The following is a 566-nucleotide window of genomic DNA, read 5'->3' as shown; positions in this document are numbered from 1 at the left end:
GTGATTGGTCCCACATCTGGCCTTCGTAATCTTGCAGGATATCTGCCAGTTCGTCCTTTCTGATATTGAGAACCCGGATCTTCAGCTTCGAGTCGGTCTCCGTATTGTTGATCAGGTAATGCAGACCTCGCCATGTGCCTTCGATCTGGCGCACTTTCTCATCATGCAGAATTTCGTTCATCTGTCGGGAAAGAATTTGATCGATCCCGCTGATCAGAGACTTGATGGACTTGATGGCGTTTCCTGAAATCGTGGCCGTGCCAGATCGCTCCGTGGCGGCCAGGGCAAGGTTGGCCACCAGTGCCTGCAGCTTTTCGCCATCGCTGTCCTTGACTCGGAAATCCCTTTCCAGAAGATCGCTGAATTCGGCCAGATCGATGGCTTCAGCTTCAGTGGCACCGGCAGCGACTTCTTGCTTTGCCTCAGCCATATCAGCCCTCCCTATCGGATTTTGTGGCCGCCATCGCCTGTTCGGCGGCCTGTTGCAGCAGCGGCTCGTTATTCAGCAACTGAGCAATTCTCTTTTCGGCATCGACCTTGCCGTCCATATAGCTCAGCAGTTCTTC

At 53.5% G+C, this 566-nt stretch carries 1 protein-coding gene; it reads right to left on the bottom strand.

Translation table 11 applies throughout. From position 1 onward, the window contains the following. On the bottom strand, positions 1–430 hold a 430-nt coding region (locus QC821_RS21705), incomplete at its 3' end, for a type VI secretion system contractile sheath domain-containing protein (RefSeq protein WP_309725607.1). Between the last annotated feature and the right edge of the window lie 136 nt (positions 431–566).

This window comes from Franzmannia qiaohouensis (assembly GCF_031451695.1).
GTDB classification, from domain to species: domain Bacteria; phylum Pseudomonadota; class Gammaproteobacteria; order Pseudomonadales; family Halomonadaceae; genus Franzmannia; species Franzmannia qiaohouensis.
The sequence above is the reverse complement of the archived record's forward strand: the minus strand, read 5'-3'. Positions and strand labels throughout refer to the sequence as shown.